Annotated in this window: 17 protein-coding genes; 5 read left to right on the top strand and 12 right to left on the bottom strand. The window is 72.8% G+C overall.

The window, feature by feature from the left end; all coding sequences use genetic code 11:
* Positions 1-59: 59 nt before the first annotated feature.
* Complete coding sequence (locus tag F0L46_RS19535; RefSeq protein ID WP_188312050.1) at positions 60-1,592, top strand: phospholipase D-like domain-containing protein; 1,533 nt, start codon at positions 60-62, stop codon at positions 1,590-1,592.
* Between the two features lie 242 nt (positions 1,593-1,834).
* On the opposite strand, the gene F0L46_RS19530 is transcribed toward F0L46_RS19535, so the two are convergent.
* Complete coding sequence (locus F0L46_RS19530) at positions 1,835-2,575, bottom strand: class I SAM-dependent methyltransferase (protein WP_149820678.1); 741 nt, start codon at positions 2,573-2,575, stop codon at positions 1,835-1,837.
* Positions 2,576-2,907: 332 nt separating this feature from the next.
* Between F0L46_RS19530 and F0L46_RS19525 the strand changes: the two genes are divergently transcribed.
* From F0L46_RS19525 to F0L46_RS19515, 3 genes are all read left to right on the top strand, one after another.
* Positions 2,908-3,510, top strand: a complete 603-nt coding sequence (locus tag F0L46_RS19525) for a hypothetical protein (RefSeq protein ID WP_149820676.1) — start codon at positions 2,908-2,910, stop codon at positions 3,508-3,510.
* Positions 3,511-3,756: 246 nt separating this feature from the next.
* Positions 3,757-4,539, top strand: coding sequence for a hypothetical protein (locus tag F0L46_RS19520; RefSeq protein WP_149820674.1), 783 nt, complete (start codon positions 3,757-3,759; stop codon positions 4,537-4,539).
* Between the two features lie 126 nt (positions 4,540-4,665).
* Positions 4,666-4,875, top strand: coding sequence for a NepR family anti-sigma factor (locus F0L46_RS19515; RefSeq protein WP_149820673.1), 210 nt, complete (start codon positions 4,666-4,668; stop codon positions 4,873-4,875).
* Positions 4,876-5,129: 254 nt separating this feature from the next.
* Here F0L46_RS19515 and F0L46_RS19510 read toward each other — a convergent pair whose 3' ends face one another.
* Positions 5,130-5,399, bottom strand: a complete 270-nt coding sequence (locus F0L46_RS19510) for a hypothetical protein (RefSeq protein WP_149820671.1) — start codon at positions 5,397-5,399, stop codon at positions 5,130-5,132.
* Positions 5,400-5,618: 219 nt separating this feature from the next.
* Here F0L46_RS19510 and F0L46_RS19505 point away from each other — a divergent pair, with 219 nt between their 5' ends.
* Positions 5,619-5,864, top strand: coding sequence for a glutaredoxin family protein (locus F0L46_RS19505; RefSeq protein ID WP_149820669.1), 246 nt, complete (start codon positions 5,619-5,621; stop codon positions 5,862-5,864).
* A gap of 9 nt (positions 5,865-5,873) precedes the next feature.
* On the opposite strand, the gene F0L46_RS19500 is transcribed toward F0L46_RS19505, so the two are convergent.
* From F0L46_RS19500 to F0L46_RS19455, 10 genes are all read right to left on the bottom strand, one after another.
* Complete coding sequence (locus F0L46_RS19500; RefSeq protein ID WP_149820667.1) at positions 5,874-6,200, bottom strand: hypothetical protein; 327 nt, start codon at positions 6,198-6,200, stop codon at positions 5,874-5,876.
* Positions 6,201-6,280: 80 nt separating this feature from the next.
* Positions 6,281-6,862, bottom strand: a complete 582-nt coding sequence (locus tag F0L46_RS19495) for an amino acid synthesis family protein (protein ID WP_149820665.1) — start codon at positions 6,860-6,862, stop codon at positions 6,281-6,283.
* Entirely contained in the window at positions 6,859-7,734 is an 876-nt protein-coding gene (locus tag F0L46_RS19490) for a UPF0280 family protein (RefSeq protein WP_149820663.1), read from the bottom strand. Before F0L46_RS19490 ends, F0L46_RS19495 begins: the two co-directional genes overlap by 4 nt.
* Before the next feature lie 187 nt (positions 7,735-7,921).
* On the bottom strand, positions 7,922-8,389 hold the full coding sequence (locus F0L46_RS19485; protein ID WP_149820661.1) for a MarR family winged helix-turn-helix transcriptional regulator: 468 nt from the start codon (positions 8,387-8,389) through the stop codon (positions 7,922-7,924).
* Complete coding sequence (locus tag F0L46_RS19480) at positions 8,386-9,888, bottom strand: 6-hydroxynicotinate reductase (protein ID WP_149820659.1); 1,503 nt, start codon at positions 9,886-9,888, stop codon at positions 8,386-8,388. Before F0L46_RS19480 ends, F0L46_RS19485 begins: the two co-directional genes overlap by 4 nt.
* A gap of 259 nt (positions 9,889-10,147) precedes the next feature.
* Positions 10,148-12,892, bottom strand: a complete 2,745-nt coding sequence (locus F0L46_RS19475; RefSeq protein ID WP_149820657.1) for a molybdopterin-dependent oxidoreductase — start codon at positions 12,890-12,892, stop codon at positions 10,148-10,150.
* Positions 12,893-13,162: 270 nt separating this feature from the next.
* Positions 13,163-14,017 (bottom strand): FAD binding domain-containing protein, encoded by an 855-nt coding sequence (locus F0L46_RS19470; RefSeq protein ID WP_149820655.1) that lies wholly within the window; start codon positions 14,015-14,017, stop codon positions 13,163-13,165.
* Positions 14,017-15,702, bottom strand: coding sequence for a hydantoinase B/oxoprolinase family protein (locus tag F0L46_RS19465; RefSeq protein WP_149820653.1), 1,686 nt, complete (start codon positions 15,700-15,702; stop codon positions 14,017-14,019). The genes F0L46_RS19470 and F0L46_RS19465 overlap by 1 nt, the downstream gene beginning before the upstream one ends.
* Positions 15,703-15,713: 11 nt before the next feature.
* Positions 15,714-17,744, bottom strand: a complete 2,031-nt coding sequence (locus F0L46_RS19460) for a hydantoinase/oxoprolinase family protein (RefSeq protein ID WP_188312049.1) — start codon at positions 17,742-17,744, stop codon at positions 15,714-15,716.
* Between the two features lie 113 nt (positions 17,745-17,857).
* Positions 17,858-18,169 (bottom strand): ATP-binding cassette domain-containing protein (locus F0L46_RS19455; protein ID WP_149820651.1); only part of this gene is annotated, 312 nt, incomplete at its 5' end.

Genomic DNA, 18,169 nt, shown 5'->3' with positions numbered 1-18,169 from the left:
CGTTCGTCCCCCACGGCCGCGCTCGCCCGCGGCGCTCAGCCAGGAACGGAGCCGCCGGCATGGAGACCACGAGCGACGATCGACGCCTCATGCGCCCCGGGCGGAACTGCTGGCGCCTCGCCCGGGCCGACCATGTCGCGGTGATCGTCGATGCCGCCGATTATTTCGCGGCGGCCAAGGCCGCGATCCTCAAGGCCCGGCACACGGTCTTCCTGATCGGCTGGGACTTCGACTGGCGCATCGGGCTGGAGCGGCGCGATCCCATGCCGGGCGTGCCCGACGACCTCGGGGGCTTCCTCACCCATGTGGTCGACAACCGGCCGGACCTGCGCATCTTCGTCCTGCGCTGGGATCTCTCCTTCCTCAAGTTCCCGTTTCGCGCCGCGATCCCCCTGAAGATCCTCGACTGGATGGCGGGCCGGCGCCTCGACCTGAGGGCCGACCACGAGCACCCGATGGGCGCGTGCCATCACCAGAAGATCGTGGTGATCGACGATGCCCTCGCCTTCTGCGGCGGGATCGACATGACCCTGCACCGCTGGGACACCCCGGCCCATGCGGACGACGAGCCCTACCGCGTCGAGGCGGGCGGCGATGTCTACGGGCCCTGGCACGACGCGACCACCTGCGTGGACGGCGACGCGGCGCGCACCTTAGGCGAGCTTGCCCGCGAGCGCTGGCGTCGGGCGACGGGGGAGGAGATTCCGCCGGCGCCGCCCTGCATCCCCTCCTGGCCGGAGGAGCTCGCCCCCGACTTCACGGATGTCGACATCGCCGTCGCGCGCACCCAGCCGGCCTATGGCGACGCGCAGCCCGAGGTGCGCGAGATCGAGGCCCTCTATCTCGACGCCGTCGCCGCCGCGCGCCGCAGCCTCTACATCGAGACGCAATATTTCGCCTCGCACCGGATCGTCTCGGCCATGATCCGGCGCCTCGCCGAGCCCGACGGCCCCGAGATCGTGGTGATCAACCCGAAGACGAGCGTGGGCTGGCTCGAGGAGGAGGCCATGGGCTCGGCCCGCGCGGTCCTGCTGAGGGACGTGCGCGCGGCGGACGCCCACGGGCGCTTCCGCCTCTACACGCCCGTCACCGAGGGCGGGGCCGACATCTATGTCCATGCCAAGGTGGTGATCGTGGACGATCGGCTCCTGCGCATCGGCTCGTCGAACGTGAACAACCGCTCGATGGGCCTCGACACGGAATGCGACCTCGTCGTCGAGGCGCAGCCCGGGACGCCCGATCACGACGGGGTCCGCGTCTCCATCGCAGCGATCCGCACCCGGCTTCTCGCCGAGCATCTCGGCGTCGAGCGGGAGGCCGTCGAGGCGGCTCTCGACCGGGAGGGCGGGTCGCTGGTCAGGGCCATCGACGGCCTGCGCCGCCCGCACGGCCGCAGCCTCGTGCCCTTCGAGGCGCCCGAGCTGAACGCCGCCGAGGAGGCGATGGCGCGAAGCCATCTCCTCGATCCCGACCGGCCGGAGGCGATGTCGAAGGTCGCCGCCAAGGCGGGGCTCGGGACGGCGCTCGCCGTGGGCCTCGTCGCGGGCGCCGCCGCCGCGGGCCTCGCCCTGAGGTCCAAGCGCCAGGAGTGACCGGGCGTGCTCAGAGGCCTGCCCACGAGGAGCTCCCACGCTCCACCCTCGTCCTGAGAGGCCCGCCCATAAGGACGGTCCACCCACCACCCTCGTCCTTCGAGGCCCGCCGCAGGCGGGCCTCGAAGGACGCTCCAGAGGTCTCCGGACGGCGTCGGCAGCGAGGTGCGTGCCTCGAGGCCGGGCTCCGCAGGGCACCTCAGCATGAAAGGGGGAGCGCACAGGTGTTCCGGGCCAGCCTTTCAGGGCTTTCCGACAGGGCAGGGCCGGATGGCGGCGGGATCGACGCGGGCGCCTTCGGCCGGGGGCTCGAAGATCGCGAGATAGCCGAGATTCCCCTGGAGCGGGCCGAGCGCCACCTGCCGGTAGCCCACCGCCTCGACCTCGCAGCGCAGGAGATCGGGCGGCGTGCCGTGCTGCCAGGTGGGCCGGGCGAGGTCCACGATGCCGACCCTGGCGCCCGGCTTGAGCGCCGGGACGAGGTTGTGGAGGAAGGCGAAGGGCTGGGCGATCTCGTGATACATGTGGACGAGGATCGCCACGTCGACCGAGCCCGGCGGGAGGCGCGGATCGTGCGGTTCGCCGAGCGCGAGCGTGACGTTGGAGAGCTTCTCCGAGCGCACCCGGCGGGCGAGATCGGCGAGATAGGCCGGGGTGACGTCCTGGGCGAGGATCCGCCCCTCCGGCCCCACCATCTTCGAGAACCGGACCGTGTGGTAGCCGCTGCCCGCGCCGATGTCGGCCACCGTCATGCCGGGGCGCACGGCGAGGCGGCGCGCGAGCTGGCCTGCCTCGTCGATGGCGTCCCGGCTCGCCTCGTCGGCCCAGATGGGGCTGACGATCTCCGCGATCGGCCGGTCGGGCCGCGGGAAGGCGGAGGCGGGCGCGCCCGGCGGCGCGAGCGGCACGATCTCCTGCGCGGGCGCGGGGAGGGGCAGGGCCAGCGCCAGGCCAAGGCACCAGGCAGGGATGGTCCGCGTCATGGCACGTGTCTCCTCGGGCGGCAGGGTGTCGAGGGCACAACGGCAGGTTTCCGGGCCGGTTCGGCCCCGCGACAACGCGGCCCTGCGCCCGTGGCCGGGAACGGGCGGTCTTGAAAGACGTTGGGCGGGTCGCCACATCCAGGGAAGAGGTTGTTGATGCCGGGGACGTATCGCCCCGATGCCGCCGACAACAGGCCGCCTCCGGGCTTCCACGACACCGACCACGATCGAGGTGACCCGCGGGCGTCGCTCGATCCGTCCTGCCCGCGATCCCCGCAGGACCGGCCGCGCCGATGGCGCCGTCCCTCCCGCGACACCCGAGGACCCCGCTCATGACCGCTCGGCACAGCATCGGGACTGCCCTCTCGGCCCTCGCCCTCGGCGGGGCCCTCCTCGCGACCCCCGTCGAGGCGCGCGACTTCCGCGGCCTCCTGCCGGGCCTGATCGCCGGCTCCATCGCGGCGGGCGCCTTTTCGGCCGCGGGCCGCGCCGGGACTCGCGAGGTCTACGTGGTGGCGCCGGAGCCCTTCGACGACGACGAGGAGGAGATCGAGGTCGTCGCGCCGCGCCGGCTCCCGCGCGAGCGGCCGGCATCGCTGAGCGCGCCCGTGCGGCCCAGAGCCGTTCCGGCCCCGCCCGCGCGCCGGGTCGAGGCCGCGCGCGAGCGGCGAAAGCCGGACGTAGCCCCTCCGGCTGCGGCCCCGCCCGCCGCTCTTGCCACCTGCGGCAGCTCCCTGACGGCGGTCTCGCGCCGCCACGGCGCCGTGCGCGTGGACGTCTCGCCGGCCGGCGCGCCGACCCGCCTCAAGGACGGTGCCCTGACGGTGCCGCTCAACGCGGTCGTCGAGTATCGCGGCGGGGCGAAGACCCATGTCCGCCGCGCCCGCGTCTCGTGCCGCCTCGACAGCTCGGGCCAGGTCGTGGCGCTGCGCTGAACGTAGTCGAGTCATGAAGCCGCGGCCGGCGCGGGCCTCGGCCACGTCTTGATCCATGCGAGGCGTGTCGGCGCGAGTCGATCGCGAGTCCCCGGCGCGCCGCGTTCCAAGTAGATGATCCCGACGACTCTCGCCCCTGCGGGATCGTCTGGATCTTTCCTCTAAAATTTTCATCAACATTGCTGGAACCGACCGCCTCACCCAGCGTTAGTCGGCGCTGTGAGTCGTCTGAGTATGGAGTTCATCATGGCCGTTCGGCGCTTCCTGGTCGCCTCATCCCTCGCCCGCCTGATCGAGCGGCAGCGCGGACGGCACGACGAGATCGTCGAGGGCTTCTTCCCGCCGCAGGCCGACCGGCGCCAGACCGTGCGGATCGAGACCGCCGCCGCGTACCTGACCCTCGTCATGGGCGGGGAGCCCTCCGAGGAGCGCTTCGACATCCCGAGGCGCCATGCCGAGGCGCTGATCGCGGCGACGGGCGGCCTCGTCGGCTTCGGGCGCACCGCGCTGACCCTGCCCGGAGGCGAGGCGGCGCTCCTCGACCGCTTCACCCGCCCAGGACGGCTCGACACGATCACCGTCGCCTTCGTCGACGAGGCCGCCGCTGCGGCGTTCGAGGCGCCGCCCTGGTTCGGCCCCGACATCACGGCGCAGGCCCCCTACGAGCCCGGCGCGCTGGGCCTCCAGGGCATCCCCGACGACAGCGACGTGACCCCCGACAACCGGGCGGTCGAGGCCCTCCTCGACGTGCTCGAGGATCCGCGCAACGCGGCGCCCGCGGCCGACGGCGCGAGCGACGCCGTGGACGTGCCCCTCGCCGATGCCGAGAGCGCCGCAGAGCTGCCCTCCGGAGGGGAGCCCGACGGTGAGCCCGCGACGGAGCCGGCCGACGCCGCCGAGCGCGCGGGCTTGGACGAGGCTCGCGACGCCGCGCGCTCCACCCGTGTCGAGGTGGAGCGGAGCGGGGAGCGAACCGGGCGGGGTCTCTCCGACCTCGCCCGCCTGCTGCCGGCCCGCCGGGCCGGATGACGCCGGATCACGGAACGGGCCGGGGGGCCAAAACGTGCGCAGGCGACGTCGCCCCGTCCCTGGGGCGGCGATCGGACCAAGCTCGAACCTGGGGTGCCCGTCGCCGGCACCGGGAGTAGGACGCTGATGGCAACCAACGACGAGAGACGGCCGGGCCGGGCGCCGAGCCCCCGCGTAAACGGCCCCTACGGATCGGACCGTCTTCAGCCGGAGCTCACCGCCTTCATCGGCCGGCGCATGCGCGAGGCCTACGAACCGATGATTCAGGAACCCGTGCCGGACCGCATCGCCGAGATGCTCCAGACCCTCGCCGCCCGGGAGAAAGGCGGGCGTTAGAGGCCCGGCCGCTTCGCGCCCTCCAACCCCCCTCATGCTGAGGAGGCCTGCGTGGCAGGCCGTCTCGAAGCACGCACGACGGTTCCACAGCCCTCCGGAGATCCCTGGAGCGCCCTTCGAGGCCCTGCTCGGCAGGGCACCTCAGGACGAGGACAGAGGGTGGGCCGTACCTATGAGCCAGTTTCTCAGATCCGCCCCCGCGAAGGCAGAGACGGGGGTCAGAGTGGCAGACGCGGCTCCTCCCGAGCCCTCCCTCAGGCGGCCCGGCGCTCGCGCATCGGCATCGCCTTCCGATAGGCGAGGAACACGTAGAAGCCGTTGAGGCGCGTGCCGAGACGCGCTTCCCGCACCTGGAAGCCGTCGGGGGCGTCCCGCTCGTCCTGGGCCGCGCCCGCGAACTCCCAGCTCTCCCCGTCGATGAAGCCCGGAACCGGGTGGGCCTGCGCCACCGCGCAGTAGAGATCGGGGGCGCAGCGCCGACGGAAGAGATTGTAGGACGCGCCGTTGTCGGCAGGCGAGCTCATGGCCATTCAAGCCTCCCAATGAATTCCTTGAAACGAATCATGACGCAACAACGCGACGATGTGACGACGCCTCGGGCCTCCTGTCACGTCCCAGCGTTAACGGACTTTTAAGATTTGCCCGGTGACGGACCGCACGTCGCGGGCGGGCGATCCGGGCGCGCCCGGGCGCGTTGTCGTTCGCGGGCGGCGTGGTGCCGGCCCCTTGACAGGGATGCCCCGATGACGATCCAGCTCTACCACCGCTGGCGCTGCCCCTATTCGGCGCGCGTGCGCGACTTCGTCGACGCCAACGGGCTCAAGGAGCGCATCGACTATCTCGAGCTCTCCGAGGCCCCAGGCGCCGAGAGCGATCTGCAGGCGCTGACCGGGCGCGGGCAGGTGCCCTGCCTCGTGGTGGACGGCAAGCCGATCCTTGAGAGCGCCGACATCGTGGCCTGGCTCGACGACAACCTCGTCAAGGCCTGACGCCGGGGCTCACCCCTCCGGCGCCGCGTCCGGCGGCTGCGCCTGGCCGAGCCGCTCGGTCCAGCGGGCGGCGGCCTCGCGCAGGAGCCGCAGGCGCCGGGCCCCGTCCGCATCGTCGCTGCCCGTGGCGTGCACCGCCGCCGCGGCCTCGTAGAGATCCTCGGTGGCCGCCTCGATCCCGGGATTGCGGCGAATCAGGCTCGTGATGACCACGAGATCCTCCCGCAGGCCCTGAAGGTCCGCCGGCCCGCCGTCCTCGATCCGGGCGATCGCCTCCAGGACGGCGGCGCGCTTGTCGTCCATCGAATCGGGGAAGGCGCTGGAAAAGGTGCTCATGGGCGGCCCGTGCTTGACAGGGCTACCTTATGGGAAAGCCGGGCGCCCTCCAAGCCGGGGCCGACCCGGACGGGCGGGCCTCAGCGCTGGCCGTCCCACTTCGCGATGGCCTCCTTCGTGAGCCCGCCGACCCGGGCATGGGGGCGCCCGCCCGTGGTCATGGCGAGCACGAACATGATCTCGTCGGCGCGCGGCGCGTCGGCGACCGTCACGGTGATGCCGTCGAAATGCGAGCGGACATAGGCCGCGTCCTTGTGGTGAATCGGCACGTCGAGGGAAGCGCCCATCGGCCCGACCTTCGTCATCGAGGGCACGATGGCGAGCGCCTGCCCCAGCATCTCGCGCATGGCGTAGCCCCCGGGCACATGCCAGAGCGCCCCGTGCTCCAGCTCGCCCGCCGCTCCCACGAGGGAAGCCTTGCCGTAGGCCTCGATCCGCCCCGGATCGCCGCCCATGGCCGCAAGAAGCTTCGTCGAGCACTCCAGGCCTAAGGGTTTCAGGGCGTCCATCATGGGCGCGATGTCGGGCTCGTGGCGTCCGGCGAAGGGGTTCGCCAGCACGCAGGCCACCCAGCCCTTGAGGATCGGCGCCGCCAGCGGCGGTCCGCCGTCGTGACGGACCTCCTCGACGGCGACGACGAGCTTGCGGACCGCGATGGTCATGGGAGGGTCTCCTGAAGGCGGGCGAGGTGCCCGAGAACGAGGGTTCGGCCGCGCAGGGTGAGCGCGGCATCACGGATGAGGCCTGCGGCGCGATAGGCCGCCGCGCGGGCAAGCCCCGCTTGAAGCGCGGCCTCGATCTCGGCGGCATCCAGCGCGCCGACGGCCGTGGTGACGGGGCGGTCGCCGAGATCGGAATCGGGATCGAGATCGCAGGCCGGCTCGCGCCGGATCGCGGGGTGGCCGGGCAGGTCGACGGCGTTGGCGATGAGGGTCGCGGCAGCGTCCGCCGCGGCGGCGTCGCGGGCGAGCACCGTCACCGAATCGGCGATGCCGAGGGAGAACGAGCGCCCCTGCGTGCCCGAGGTGGCGATGCCGCCGATGCGATCGTCGAAGCGCAGCGTGAGCTGCCCGTTCACGGCCGGCACCGGCCCACGCGCGAAATCGGCGGCGAGCGCGATCGTGAAGGTCTCGCCTTCGGTCAGATGCACGGCGATGTCGCCGCCGTCGTTCACGAAGGCCCGGTCGAGGGGCGCGGCGTCGGTCATCGCGGCGAGGATCTCGTCGGCGACCGCGCCCGCCACGGCGGCCATGGGGGTCACGAATTCCCGATAGGGCCGGCACGCCGCCACCATCCGCCGGGCGACCGCGCCGTCGACGCGGGGGCGCTCGGCGACGGGGCGGCGTAGCTCGTGGAGCTCGCCCGCGAGCTCGGGGAGGATCGCGCGAAACCGCTCCCAGGCCGCCTCATAGGACACCCGCACGGCCGCCCCCGCGCCCCAGGCCCGCAGCACCACGTCGATGGGGCCGTGCTGGAGGTGCAGCCGCTCGCCGGTGAGCGGCTGGAGCGTGGGCTCGGACCACGCGGGGGTCATGGACGCGATCCCCCTCCCCCTTGCGGGGAGGGGTTAGGGGTGGGGGTCGGAAAGTCGGAGCTGGCGGGAACGGGCTTGGAGCACGCACGTCCGTACAAGCTTAATCCTGGACCGACGGGGGGTGGCGTCCCGACCCCCACCCCGAGCCCCTCCCCGCAAGGGGGAGGGGGATTGTCTGCCGCCGCGCTCACCCGAGCCTCCCCATCAGCCGCACCAGCGTCTGCGCCTCGTCCGCGGTCAACGGCGCCAGCGTCCGGGCGCTCACCTCGGCGCCGCGCGCCTTCATGGCCTCCACGACGGCGCGGCCCTCGGGGGTGAGGTCGAGGAGGACGAGGCGGGCGTCGGCGGGATCGGGGGTGGCGTGGACGAAGCCGCGCTTCGCGAGGCGCCCGGCGACGCCGAACATGGTGGCGGGGTCGATGCCGACGCCCCGTCCGAGCAGGTTCTGCGAGGTGGGGCCGAGATCGTGAAGCTTGGCGAGGGCCGCGAACTGCACGGGCGTCACCTCGAACTCGCCCATCACCGCCTCGAAGATCGCGGAGGCGCGCTGGTGGGCGCGGCGGATCAGGTATCCGATCTGGTCCTCCAGCCGGTAGGCCGCGACAGCGTCCGGATCGACCGGCGGCGCGTCGAGGCCGTCGCGGGCCGCGCTCACCGGATGGGCTCCATGGGCCACGGATTCTCCCCGCGCCAGGGCTCGACGCGCGCCTCCGGCGCCACGTCGCGCAGGATGTCCCCGATCGACACCACGTCCGCCATGTGGCCGCCGAGCCGGGCGTAGAGGGCACGCGGCAGGGTGAACTCGATGGGGGCGACGAGGGCCGGGGTGGGCACCGAGCCGAAGGCGTTGCGGGGCAGGCGCAGCACGTCGGCCATGACGGTGATGCCGCCCCCCGGCCACAGATAGACCGGCGCGCCGCCCATGGTGACCCGGGTCTCGCCCGCCGCGACGGAGCGCGTGAGCAGGACGGGATTTTCCGTCACTCCCGCCCGGAGGCTCCCGCCCGCGCCCGCCATGAACAGCACGGTGCAGACCGAGGGCTCGCAGTTCTCGCCGATGCGCTCGACCACCGCGCGCACGGGGGCGGGCATGGGCGCCGGCATGGGGCGAAGCTCGTCGTCGAGGACGAGCCAGAGGGCATGCTCCCCCGTGGTCGAGGTCATGAGCAGGCGAAGGCCGGGCCATGCGACGGCCGGATCGATCTTTTGGATGATGTCGAGCGGGTCCTCGATGTCGGTCCCGCCCCAGCCGATGCCGGGATTGGCGACCTGGAAATAGCGCCCCGGCGTGGACTTGCGGCCCCGCACCCGGATGCCGGAGGGGCGCATGCCCAGAACCCGGCCCGCCTGGTGCTCGGTGAGCACGCCCGTGATGTGGTCGTCGACCACGATCACCTCGTCGGCGTGGCCGAGCCATTGCCTGGCGAAGATCCCCACCGTCGCCGAGCCGCAGCCCACCCGCATCCGGGCCTCAGGGGTCCCGTCGACGATCGGCGCCCGCCCCGCCTGGACGACGACCTCGTGGCCGCCGTCGATGGTCATGGTCACCGCTTCGGCCGCGCACAGGCGCAGGAGCGTGTCGCAGGTGACGTTGCCCTCCCTCTTCGAGCCGCCGGTGAGATGGCGCACGCCGCCGATGGAGAGCATCTGCGAGCCATATTCGGCGGTGGTGACGTGGCCCACCTCCTCGCCGTCCACCCGGACCGCCGCCCGCTCCGGGCCCAGATGGCGGTCGGTGTCGATTTTCACCTTCACGCCGCAATAGCTGAAGATCCCCTCCGTCACGACCGTGACCGTATCGACGCCCGCATGCTCGGACGAGACGATGAAGGGAGCGGGCTTGTAGTCCGGATAGGTGGTGCCCGACCCGATGCCGGTGACGAAGGTGCGGGCGGGATCGAGGATCGCCCCGTCCCATTCGTCCGCGCCGAACGGCACCAGGGGCGCGCCCTCCTTCACGGCGCGCTGCAGGAGCACCACAGGGTCGGTGCGCACGAGATGGCCGTCCTCGTTGGCATAGCGCGAGCACGCGCCCGCCCGGCCGGGGCGAATGCGGCAGAGCACGGGACAGGCATCGCACCGCACGATGCCGTCGCCCTCCGACGCCCCGAGCTTCGCCGAGCGGGCGGCGGTGGAGAGGGGGTCAGCGGTCATGACGCGCTCCTCCCCTCTCCCAGGGGGAGAGGGGCCGGGGGTGAGGGGGTACCACGCCGGGAGGTTCGTTGGGCACCACACCCGGTCATCCCCGGGCCTGACCCGGGGACCCAGAACCACGGTGCCGCCTGGATGGCCGGGTCAAGCCCGGCCATGACAAGCGGAGACGGCCGAGCGAACTCACCTAGCTTGCCACCCTCACCCCATGGCACTCCGTGCATCCCTCTCCCATCCGGGAGAGGGGAGCGCGTTGCGTCTCTCATTCCGCCGCCTCCCTGGCATGGAGCGCCGCGTGGAGCCGGTGCGGCAGGACGGGGACCCTGGTGAGGCGGGCGCCGGTGGCGTGGCGGATGGCGGAGAGGATGGCTGGCGCCGTGGCGACGAGGGCCGGCTCGCCGACGCCCTTGGCGCCGAACGGCCCCTCGGGCTCCGGATCCTCGATGAGGTGCACGACGATCTCCGGCATGTCGCCCACCGTGGGGATGAGGTAGTCGTGCAGGTTCTCCGTGCGCCCGGGGATGAACTCCTCCATGAGCGCGAGCCCCAACCCTTGCGCGATGCCGCCATGGATCTGGCCCTCGACGAGGGTCGGGTTCACCGCGCGCCCGACGTCGTGCGCTGCGACGATGCGGGTGACCCGCACGGTTCCGAGCACGGTGTCGACCTCCACCTCGGCGGCCTGGGCGGCGAAGCCGTAGGTCGCGTAAGGAACGCCCTGGCCGTTGGCGTCGAGAGCCGTGGTCGGCGGGTCGTAGCGGCCTTCTCCTGAGAGCACCGCGCCGGTCTCGTCGGGGGAAAGCGTCGTGAGGTCGATGACCCGGCTCGCGGGGCCGTTCTCCACGTGCAGGCACGCGCCCTCGAGCCGCAGGCGTGCGTCGGGGCCGGCATTGGCGAGGCTCAAGATGGCGCGGCGCAGATCCTCGCCCGCGAGCCGCGCGGCGTTGCCGGAGACGAAGGTCTGGCGAGAGGCGGAGGTCTTGCCGGCATCGGGGGTGAGGTCCGTGTCGCCGACGACGCTCTCGAAGGCGTCCGGCGCCAGCCCGAGGGCGTCGGCGGCGATCTGGAGGAGCACCGTGGTGGAGCCCTGGCCGATATCGACCGCGCCGTTGAAGAAGGTGAGCGTCCCGTCGGGGCGCAGCGCGATGCGCATGGTCGAGGGGTTCGACATCGAGGTGTTGCCGCAGCCGTACCACATGCAGGCGATGCCGGCGCCGCGCTTCACCCGCCCGCTCGTCCGGTTGAAGGCTTCCGCGTCGGCCTGCGCCCTCAGGAAATCGTCGCGCAGGGCATCGAGGCACTGGGGCAGGCCGGCGGAGGCGTGGAGCACCTGGCCCGAGGCGGTGGTGTCGCCGTGGTCGAGGGCGTTGCGGCGGCGGATGGTCCAGCGGTCGAGCCCTAATCCTTCCGCGAGGTCGTCGATGAGGGTCTCGGCGGCGAGCGTCGCTTGGGGCACGCCGAAACCCCGGAAGGCGCCGGCGGGCGTGTCGTTCGTGTAGACGGCGCGGGTGCGGTTGCGGACATGGGGCACCCGGTAGGGGCCCGGCGCGTGGACGGGCACGCGGTTGGCGACGGTGGGCCCCCAGGAGGCGTAGGCGCCGGTGTTGAAGTCGCCCTCCATCTCGAAGGCGGTGAAGCGGCCGTCCCCGTCCGCCGACATGCGGGCGCGGATCGACGCCGGGTGGCGCTTCGTGGTGGAGGCCATGCTCTCGATGCGGGAATAGACGATCCGCACCGGCTGCCCCGTGACCCAGGCGGCCACGGCGAGGATCGGCTGGATCGAGACGTCGAGCTTGCCGCCGAAGCCCCCGCCGCAGGCGGTGGGGACGATGCGCACCGCGTGCATGGGTACCCCCAGCACCCGCGCCACCTCCTCCTGGTCCATGACGGGCGCCTGCGTGCAGGCCGTGACCTCGATCCGGTCGCCGACCCGACGGGCATAGCCCGCCTCGGGCTCGATATAGGCGTGCTCGACGAACGCCGTCTCGAAGGCGACCGAGGCCGTCGCCGCCCCCGCCGCATGGCCTTCCGCAACGTCGCCGCGCTCCAGCCGGCCCCGGGTCAGGACGTTGTCGGGCACCGCGCGATGAAGGGCGGGTGCGCCCTCGGCCAGGGCGGCGGCGGCACCGTGCAGGGCCGGCAAGACCTCCCAGGTGATCGGCAGGTCGGCGTCGGGGAAGCCCTCCACCGCCGCGCGGGTGCCCACCAGCGCCGCCACCGGGTCGCCGCGCATGCGCACGAGGCCGTCGGCGAGCACGGGCTGATCCTTGATCGTGGGGAAGATGCCGAACGCGTTCTCCCCCGGGATGTCACGGGCCGTGAGGATACGGGCGAGGCCCGGATGGCGGGCGAGCACGGGGGCGAGATCGCCCAGTGCGAAGCGCGCGCTCGCATGGGGCGAGCGGATCAGCCGCAGCCACAGGGCGCCCTCGGGCTGGTGGTCGGCGCCGAAGTGGTCCGTGCCCTCGACCTTCGGGCGCCCGTCGACCCGGGCGAGGCGGGCGCCCACCGCCGCGCCCGCATCCGCTTTCGCCGCGAAGGCATTGGCGCCGCGCGCCACGTCGAGCACCGCCTCAACGATCTTCACGTAGCCGGTGCAGCGGCAGAGCACGCCCCCTAAGCCGTCCTCGATCTCCGCGCGGCCGGCGCGGGGATCGCGCGCGAGCACGTCCGCGGCCGCCATGATCATGCCAGGCGTGCAGATGCCGCACTGGGCCGCGCCGTGGGCGAGAAAGCTCTCGCGCAGCCGGTCGACGAGGCCCGCCGGCCCCGCGCCCTCGATGGTGGTGATCGCCCGTCCCTCGGCCTGAGCGGTGGGCACGAGGCAGGCGCAGACCTGCTCCCCGTCGAGGAGCACCGTGCAGGCGCCGCAATCGCCCGCGTCGCAGCCCACCTTGGTGCCGGTGAGGTGCAGGCCCTCGCGCAAGGTGTCGGCAAGGCTCGCGAAGGGGGCGGCCTGGAGCGTGCGGGGCTCGCCGTTGACGATGAGGGTGAGGGTCCGGGTCATGGGGCGGCGCTCATCGTTGGCGTGACGGGGCGCCCGTCACCTCTCCCCGCCGGGCGGGGAGAGGGCCGCGCCTGCGGACCGGCAGGCGCGGCGAGCGGAGCCGAAGGCGGAGCGGGGGTGAGGGGGTCTGGACGGTCGAGCGATCGCGGGGAGACCCCCTCACCTTCGCTGCGCTCGCCTCAAGCCCCGGCAAGGGGGCTTGAGGCCCTCTCCCCGCAGGCGGGGAGAGGAGGGCGCTCGAGCGTCCGGGGGCGGCGACCGGCGAGCCCATCAGGCAACCCTCGCGGCGGGGCGGCTCAGGTCGGCGAGCGCGTCGCCCACCAGCGCCAACGCGGCGGCCATGCGGTAGCCGGCGCTGGCGCGGATGTCGTCGATGGGGGTGAGGTGCGCCAGGTGGCGCGGCTCGACGAGGGCCGGCGCGTCGGTGAGGGGCGCGCCCGGCAGCGCGGCTTCGAGGAGCGGCAGCCGCCCGGCCGCGGCCGAGCAGGCGCCCACCGCGATGCGCGCGCTTACGATGCGGCCGGCGGCGTCGGTCTCGAGCGCCGCCGCCACCATGGCGATGGAGATCACGAGGTAGCGCCGGGCGCCGAGCTTCACGAAATGGCCCCGGCCCTCGCGCTTGGGGATGCGGATGGCGGCGACGATGTCGTGGGGGCCGCAGGCCGTGGCGCGGTAGCCCGTGAAGAACGCCTCCGCCGGAACGAGGCGAGGAGAGGGGCCCTCGATCTCGAAGGCGGCGTCGAGCGCGAGGAGGTTGGGGATGCCGTCGCCGGCGGGGGAGGCCGTGCAGGCGTTGCCCACCACCGTGCCCCGGTTCTGCACCTGCACCCCGCCCACCTCGCGCGCGGCGCGCTTCATGCCGTCGAACAGGGGCGGGAGATCGGCGCGGATCAGGTCCGTCCAGGTGGCGAGCGCCCCGATGCGGACGTGGTCGCCCCGGTCCTCGATGCCGCGCAGGGCCTCAATGCGGGAGAGGTCGAGCACGTCCTTGTGGGTCGGGTCGCCCCAGGCGCGCCGGCCGGCGCGGGCCGGGTAGACGTCCGTGGCCCCGGCCAGGGGCACGACGTCATTCCCGCGGCGGATGGCGAGGGCTTCGTCGAGGGTGGCGGGCTGGAAATAGCGCATCAGGCCCGCGTCCCCCACAATGTCCCGGCCGCGTCCGGCGTGTAGTAGCCGCGCTTGAGATCGCGGGCGATGGCGGCCTCGTCGCGCCGGGCCGGATCGCCGTAGCCGCCGCCGCCGGGCGTCATGACCTCGACCCGGTCGCCGGCGCGGATCGCGATGTTCTGGTCCTTCGACAGATGGGGCGGGGTGAAGCTCTCGCCGTCGCGGTGGATGCGCACCACGTTGCGCGCGCCCTCACACCCGCCGAGCACGCCTGGCGGCCCGAAGCGCCCGTGGTCCATGACGAAGGAGGCGCGCGCCTCGCCGCGCAGGAGCTCCACCTCGTAGTGCACGCCGAACCCGCCCCGATGCTCGCCCGCGCCCCCCGAGCCCTCGCGCAGGGCGAAGCGCCGGAACAGGACGGGGTAGTACTGTTCCATCACCTCCACGGGCGCGGTCTTGGAGATGCCGATGGTGGAGCAGCCGTTGGTGAGGCCGTCGTGGCTGGCGTTGCCGCCATAGCCGCCGCCGGTGATCTGGTACATGACATAAGACGTGCCCCGCTCCGGGTCGAAGCCGCCGAGCGCGAAGTTGCCCGAGGTGCCGGCAGGCGCCGCCGTCACGCGGTCGGGCGCCGCCTCGACGAGGGCGAGGAACACGGCCTCCGCGATGCGCTGGCTCACCTCCGCGGCGCAGCCCGAGACGGGCCGGGGATAGCGCGCGTCGAGGAAGGTGCCCTCGGGGCGCAGGATGGTGAGCGGCTCGAAGGTGCCCGCGTTGATCGGCACGTCGGGGAAGATGTGCTTCACGGCGAGGTAGACCGCCGAATAGGTGGTCGCGACCACCGAGTTCATCGGGCCCCGGCAGGGGGGTGAGGAGCCCGTGAAGTCGAAGGTGAGCCCGTCGCCGGCCTTCGTGACGGTGAGCGCGATGCGCAGGGGCTCGTCCACCACGCCGTCCGAGTCGACAAAGGCTTCCGAGTGGTAGACGCCGTCCGGCAGGGTGCGGATCTCGGCGCGCATGCGCTCGGCCGAGCGGGCGCGGATCTCGGCGATGGCGGCGTCCAGGGTCTCGCGGCCATAGCGCGCGATCATGTCCATGAGCCGGCTCTCGCCGATGGCAAGCGCCGCTCCTTGCGCCTTGATGTCCCCGATGCGCTGGTCGGCAACGCGGATGTTGGACTGGATGATCGCGAGGATTTCCGCGTCGAGCACGCCGCGCTTGAACAGCTTCACCGGCGGCAGCCGCAGGCCCTCCTGCTCCACCTCCGTGGCGTGCGCCGAGAAGCCGCCCGGCACCATGCCGCCGATATCGGGCCAGTGGCCGGTGTTCTGGAGCCAGCAGAACAGCTCGCCCTCGACGAAGACGGGCTTCACGAAGCGCACGTCCATGAGGTGCGTGCCGCCAAGATACGGATCGTTGACGATGTAGACGTCGCCGGGCTCGGGCGCCCCGGCCCGCCCCTCGCTGATGAGGCGGATGAGCTCGCCCGTGGAATATTGCATCGTGCCGACGAAGACGGGAAGGCCGAGCTCGCCTTGCGCGATGAGCGCGCCCGTCTCGCGGTCGTAGATCCCGTCCGAGCGGTCGTCGGCCTCGGCGATCACGGGGGAGAAGGCCGAGCGGGAGAACGCGATGTCCATCTCGTTGCAGACCTGCTGCAGGCCCGCTCCGATGACGGCCAGCGTGATGGGATCGAGGGTCATGGGTGCGCTCCTCATACCCGCACCCTCAGGTTCCCGATCGCGTCCACGGTTGCCACCGCGCCGGGCTCGATCAATGTCGTGGCGTCGAGCTGCTGCACCACCGCGGGGCCCTCGATGCGGGCGCCGATGGGCAGCGCCTCGCGGGAGAAGATCGCGGCGTCGTGCCAGATGCCGTCAGCGTAGACCTGCCGGGTGCCGAGCCGCGCGGCGTCCAGATCCGGGCCGGGCTCGAGGAGGGCCGCGAGCGGGAAGGGCTTGCGCCGGCCGATCACGGAGGTGACGAGATTCACGAGCACCGCCCGGATCTCCGGCAGCCGCACCTGAAAGCGCTTGAAATAGGCCGCCTCGAACAGGGCCTGCAGCTCCTCGCGGCTCACCCGCGCGTGGGGGAGGGCGACGCGGATGAGGTGGGTCTGGCCGCGAAACTGCATGTCGGCGCCCTGGATGACGGCGACCTCCTCGATCTCCGCCCGCTCCTCGCTCACCACGGCCAGCGCGCTCTCGGCCTGCGCGCCGAGCAGCGCGTGGACCGATTCCATGTCGAGCCCGTCGAGGGAGCGGTTCACCGTGTTGACCCGGTCCTGGCGCAGGTCCGCGACGAGGCAGCCCAGCGCGTTCGTGAGCCCTGGGCGCGCCGGCACCAGGACCTCCGGGATGCCGAGCTCGCGGGCGAGCGCCACCGCGTGGAGCGGGCCGGCGCCGCCGAAGGCGAAGAGCACGAAATCGCGCGGATCGTAGCCCCGCGACAGGGATACCATGCGGATCGCCCCGCTCATGTGCACGTTGCCGAGCCGGATCACGGCGGCCGCCGCCTCCTCGACCGTGAGCCCCAGGGGCCCCGCGATGTCGCGGGTGAAGGCCTCGCGGATGGTGTCGAGACCCACCCCCGCCGTCACGGCGTTGAGGCGGGCCGGGTCGAGGCGGCCGAGCATCAGGTTGGCGTCCGTGATGGTGGGGCGGGTGCCGCCCCGGCCATAGCCGATGGGGCCGGGCTCGGAGCCCGCGCTCTCGGGGCCGACGCGCAGCATGCCGGCCCGGTCGACGCCCGCGATGGAGCCGCCGCCGGCGCCCACCGTGCGGACATCCACCATGGGCAGGTGGATCGGCAGGCCATAGGCAAGGGTGAGCTCCGCGGAGACCTCCGGGATGCCGCCCGCGATCAGCGCCACGTCGGTCGAGGTGCCGCCCATGTCGTACGTGATGGCGTTGGTCAGGCCCGATTGGGCGAGCGTCGCGGCTGCGGCCATCACGCCCGAGGCGGGGCCGGACATCACGGTCTTCGCCGCCTCCTGCGCCACATGGCCCGCCGGCACCGTGCCGCCGTTGCCGTTCATGACGAGGAGGTCGCGGGCGAAGCCCCTGGCGCTGAGGTCGGCCTGGAGCCGGCGCACGTAGCGGTCGAGGATGGGCTGGACGGCGGCGTTCACGGCGGCCGTGGTGCCGCGCTCGTATTCCCGGAACTCGGAGAGGAGGGCGTGGCCCAGCGTGACGTAGTCGTTGGGCCACAGCGCCCGGGCGATCTCGCCCGCCCGGATCTCGTGCGCCGGGTTGGCATAAGAATGCAGGAAGTGGATGACCAGCGCCTCGCACCCGTCCTCGACGAGCGCCCGCACGGCCGCCTCCACGGCGCCCTCGTCGAGGGACGTGCGCACGGTGCCGGCGGCGGTCATGCGCTCAGGCACCTCGCGGCGCAGCTCGCGGGGGATCAGGGGGTCGAAGGTGCCGAACAGACCATAGGCGTTCGGGCGGGTGCGGCGGCCGAGCTCCAGGACGTCGCGGAAGCCCTCCGTCGTGATCAGCCCGACCCGGGCGACCTTTCGCTCCAGCACGGCGTTCGTGGTGGCCGTGGTGCCGTGGATGACGAGGTCGAGATCGGCGGGCGCGATGCCGGCGGCCTCGATCGCCGCCACGACGCCGTGCGCCTGGTTGGCGATCGTGGTCGGCACCTTGGCGAAGCGAACCGCGACGCCCTCCGGCCCCGTCTCCGTGAGGAGCAGGTCGGTGAAGGTCCCGCCCACGTCGATCCCCGCCACGCGCCGCACGGTCGACTCCGATCGTTCGTCTACGAACAGTCTCCGTCGAAACGGCGCGCTTGTGAAGAGGAGTTTGAGGCAGGCGGCAAGGCCGTTTCCCCTCCCCGCAAGGGAGAGGGGGCCTAGACCGTCAGGTAGGTCTCCCGCACCTCGTCGTTCTCCTCCAGCTCCGCCGTCGTGCCCTCGTAGCGGATGACGCCCTTCTCGATGACGTAGGCGCGGTCGGAGACGGCGGAGGCGAAGTAGAGGTTCTGCTCGGAGAGGAGCACCGCGATGCCCTCGGTCTTCATGCGCAGCACCGCCTCCGCCATCTGCTCGACGATGACGGGGGCGAGCCCCTCCGAGGGCTCGTCGAGGAGCACGGCGTGGGGGTTGCCCATGAGGGTGCGGGCGATGGTGAGCATCTGCTGCTCGCCCCCCGACATGGCCGAGGC

It is taken from the genome of Salinarimonas soli (assembly GCF_008386575.1).
GTDB lineage: Bacteria > Pseudomonadota > Alphaproteobacteria > Rhizobiales > Beijerinckiaceae > Salinarimonas_A > Salinarimonas_A soli.
Note: the sequence above shows the minus strand (reverse complement) of the source record. Positions and strands in the feature narration are given on the sequence as shown.